Below are 4,243 nucleotides of genomic sequence, written 5' to 3' on the forward strand. Positions count from 1 at the left end.
GGCTTACGCCGCTCCCACAAGTGTGATGCTTGGCCGGTGAAGCCCCTTGCCGAGCATGGCTCGGCACTACGGCAGATCTGGCTTCTGTGGGAGCGGCGTCAGCCGCGAAGCCAGAAATCAATCAGATTGCGGGCGTATTTGTAGCTTCACTGCTGCCTGCTTCGCGGCTTACGCCGCTCTTACAAGCGTTGACGGTGGGCCGGTGAGGCCCTTTGCCGAGCATGGCTCGGCACTACGGCAGATCCGGCTTTTGTAGGAGCGGCGTCAGCCGCGAAGCCAGAAATCAATCAGATTGCGGGCATATTGGTAGCTTCAGTGCTGCCTGCTTCGCGGCTTACGCCGCTCCCACCAGCGTTGACGGTGGGCCGGTGAGGCCCCTGCCGAGCATGGCTCGGCACTACGGGTGGAACGATGACCCTGTCTGGCAGGGTTAGGTGCTTGTTTGCGAACTTGTTGTAAATAGTTCTTGCATCGTTATTGAGAATCATTATCATCAACTCCGTCCCCAGCACGGAATCACGATGATGTCGGCCCAGCCCGTTATGCTTCGCCCCCGCACCCTCCACCTGCCGCAGCGCCCGGTTCAGTTGTTGCCGGTCGATGGCGTTGTCGATAGCGGCGCCCTGCTCAAGGGCCAACGCGAGATCGTGATCCAGCACGGCGATAAGTTCTATCGCCTGCGGCACACCAGCAACGACAAGCTGATCCTCACCAAATAAGTCGCTGCACGGCCGCGTTCGCCGCAGCCAGCGTTGCCACGCTTGGCTCCCAGGAACGCAAGGCTCTCTCCCCCCTTGACTGCAGTCTGGTTGCTCCGGCAACCGGGCTGTCTGTCAGGGGTTTTGTCCACTCCAAGATTCCAGGCTTCCATGATCCGTCCAACTGTCTTGAGTGCCGCCCTGTGGGCGGTGCTGTCCCCCGCGCGTGCAGAGAACGTCGCCGCGCCTGCGGTGCATGAATTCGACCGCGTCCAGGTCACCGCTACCCGTACCGAGCGTGCTGTCAGTGACGTCGCCGCCACGGTCGATGTGATCGATCGCGAGCAGCTGGACAAGCAGTTGGCCAACGATATTTCCGACCTGGTGCGTTACGAGCCGGGCGTGTCGGTGACCCGCAGCGCTACCCGTTTCGGCCTGGGTGGTTTCCGTATCCGCGGCCTGGACGCCAATCGCGTGCTGATCCAGACCGATGGCATCGCCATGCCGAAGAGCTTCAATATCGGCAGCTTCGCCAACAGCAACCGCAATTTCACCGATCTGGAAACGCTCAAGCGCGTTGAAATCGTGCGTGGCCCGGCCAGTTCGCTGTACGGCTCCGACGCACTTGGTGGCGTGGTGGCCTTCGTCACCAAGGATCCGGCGGACTACCTGAAGGACGGCAAGGACAGCTATGTCGGCCTGAAGTTCGGCTATGACGGCGAGTGGAAAGGCCTGTTGGCCGGTGCCACCGCAGCGTGGGGCGGTGAGCGTTGGAGCGGCATGGTCAACGTCAATCATCACCAGGGCCAGGAGACGGTCAACAAGGGTGACGTGCGCAGCATGGACTACACCCGCACCGCGCCGAACCCGCAGGAACGCGATGGCCGCAGCGTGCTGGCCAAGCTGGTATATGCCCCGGACGAAAGCCAGCGCTTCCGCCTGACCGTGGAAGGCAACGAGGACAGCACCGATACCGACGTGTTCTCCTCGGTCAACGACGAGCATCCGGTTGCGGCGTCGCGCACCACCACCAGCATGAGGGCGCATGACACACAGAACCGCACCCGGTTGTCCTTCGCCCATGAAATGGATGCGCTGGATGCCGCCTTCGCAGACAGCCTGAACTGGCAGGTCTACAGCCAGAACAGCGAAACCAAACAGGTCACCGACGAAGGCCGGACCAATGGCAGCCGCCGTCATCGCGCCTTCCATTTCGACCAGCGCGTCTACGGTGCGCAGCTGCAGTTCAACAAGGCGTTGGAGACCGGCTCGGTCACGCATGCGCTGACCTGGGGCTTCGATGGCGCGGTCACCGACATCCGCCAGAAGCGCGATGGTTACCAGGTGCTGGCCAACGGCACCGTCAGCTCCAACATCTCGCCGGACAACTTCCCGGTGCGCGATTTCCCGATCACCAAGACCACAGAACTCGGTCTGTACCTGCAGGACGAAATGCGCCTGGCCGACGGCCGCCTGTCGGTGGTGCCCGGCCTGCGCGTTGACCATTACCGGCTCAAGCCTGAAGTGGACAGCATCTTCAGGGAGGACAACCCGGACATGGCGGTAGCCTCGCTGACCAAGACCAGTGTCTCGCCGAAGCTGGGCGTGGTGTGGCGCTTCGATGATCAGTGGTCGGTGTTTGCTGGCTACGCGCATGGCTTCCGTTCGCCGCCGTACAACGATGTCAATCTTGGCTTCACCAATCTGACCTTTAATTACACCGCCATCCCCAACCCGGACCTGAAGCCGGAAACCAGCAATGGTGTGGAGCTGGGCGTGCGCTATGTCAGCCCGGTCGCTTACATGAGCGTCAGCGGCTACTGGAACGACTACCGCGACTTCATCGAATCGCAGCGCTATGTCGGCGTCAATGCACAGGGCCTGATGGTGTTCCAGTCGCAGAACATCGCCGATGCGCGCATCTATGGTGCGGAGCTGAAGGCCGGTGTGGATTTCGGCCAGGTCAGTGATGCGTTGAAGGGCTGGGGCCTGCGCGGCGCGGTGGCATGGGCGCATGGACAGAACCGCACTGAAGACACGCCGCTGGATTCGGTGGATCCGCTGCGCGGTACGCTCGGTCTGATGTACGACCGCGATGACTGGGGCGTTGAGCTGGCCGGCACGTTTGCGCGCCGCAAGGACCGCGTTGCGGTGGCCACGGCGTACCGTCCGGCCGGTTACGGGGTGATGGACCTGATGGCGCATTGGAACTTCGCGCCGGGCGCCAAGTTCAATGTCGGCGTGTTCAACCTGACTGATCGCAACTACATCGACTGGTCCAGCATCACCTCGACGCTGGCCGGCAGCAGCACCGTGATTGATCGCTTCAGCAACCCGGGTCGCACCGTTTCGGCCAGCGTCTCGGTGTCCTGGTAAGCAAAGACGTTAGCGGTTCCTCCAGGAGCCGGCGAAGGAACGCATCGTGGCCATGGATGGCCATCCCTTCCATTCGCACAAGGAAAACCCATGAAACTGCTTTCCGCCAGCCTGCCGCTGCTGTTTTTCGTCAGCACTGCTGCCAGCGCCGCCACTGCCGATATCGCCCGTGACCACGACAGCATCCTGAAGATGCAGGGTGAGTACACGGTGGACTTCGCCTTCGATGAAACCGTGCTGCTCAAGCCCGGTTACGAACGTGCGTCGGCGATGCGCAGCGGTGGTGACGAAGTGGTGATCGTGGTTGAAGACACACCGCAGCGCATCGTGCTGCAGCATCTGTTGGTGGATACCAAGAGCGGCCATGTCACCAAGCATTGGCGCCAGGACTGGGTCTACGAAGCGCCGCAGCGTTTCGAGTTCACCGCCGACCAGACCTGGACGGTGCGGGCGATTCCGGAGGCACTCAACAAGGGCGCATGGACGCAGTGCGTCTACGAAGTCAGCGACGCACCGCGCTATTGCGGTACCGGTCGCTGGAGCTACAACAACAATGTGCCAACCTGGACCAGTGACCTGAGCTGGCGCCCGTTGCCGCGCCGCGAATACACCAAGCGCAGCGACTACAACGCGCTGGCGGTGGTGAACCAGCACACGCTGACCCCGAACGGCTGGACCCACGAGCAGTTCAACACCAAGGTGCAGCGCAATGCGGACGGCAGCCAGGTGGAGATCGCGCGCGAGTTCGGTTTCAACGACTACATCAAGACCACCGAAGTGGACTTCACTCCGGCGCGGACCTACTGGGCTGCCACCGCACCGTTCTGGGCGCAGGTACGCCAGCGCTGGGATGGTTTCCTCGGCAAGGCACCGGGCGTGCACCTGAAGACCAAGCTTGATGGCATGGCGATGATCATGCCGCTGTTCCAGCAGGCTGAGGAAATCCAGGGTGGCGCGGCGTTGGATACCGGCAAGATCGATGCGGTGTTCGCCAGGTACGTGGAAGCGGCCAGGTAAGTTGGCGTTGTCTGGCCTTTTTGATCTTGTGGGAGCGGCGTAAGCCGCGAAGCTGCTGCAACATCAAGGCTAAGCGCCACCCCTCCCCAACCCTCCCCTTGGCTTCGCCAAAGGGGAGGGTTGGGCGGCCCAGCGGGGCCACGGTGGTAGGG

Annotated in this window: 3 protein-coding genes; all 3 read left to right on the plus strand. The window is 62.3% G+C overall.

Annotated elements, in window-relative coordinates; all coding sequences use genetic code 11:
* Window positions 1-524 precede the first annotated feature (524 nt).
* The 3 genes from QMX78_RS20315 to QMX78_RS20325 all read left to right on the plus strand — a co-directional run bounded on the left by QMX78_RS20315 (window position 525) and on the right by QMX78_RS20325 (window position 4,091).
* Entirely contained in the window at window positions 525-719 is a 195-nt protein-coding gene (locus QMX78_RS20315; RefSeq protein WP_282273037.1) for a hemin uptake protein HemP, read from the plus strand.
* Window positions 720-869: 150 nt separating this feature from the next.
* Window positions 870-3,074 (plus strand): TonB-dependent hemoglobin/transferrin/lactoferrin family receptor, encoded by a 2,205-nt coding sequence (locus tag QMX78_RS20320; RefSeq protein ID WP_282273033.1) that lies wholly within the window; start codon window positions 870-872, stop codon window positions 3,072-3,074.
* A 90-nt stretch (window positions 3,075-3,164) separates the two neighbouring features.
* Window positions 3,165-4,091, plus strand: a complete 927-nt coding sequence (locus tag QMX78_RS20325; protein ID WP_282273035.1) for a DUF6607 family protein — start codon at window positions 3,165-3,167, stop codon at window positions 4,089-4,091.
* Window positions 4,092-4,243 lie beyond the last annotated feature (152 nt).

Origin of the sequence: Stenotrophomonas sp. PS02298, from assembly GCF_029959445.1 — a bacterium.
GTDB lineage: Bacteria > Pseudomonadota > Gammaproteobacteria > Xanthomonadales > Xanthomonadaceae > Stenotrophomonas.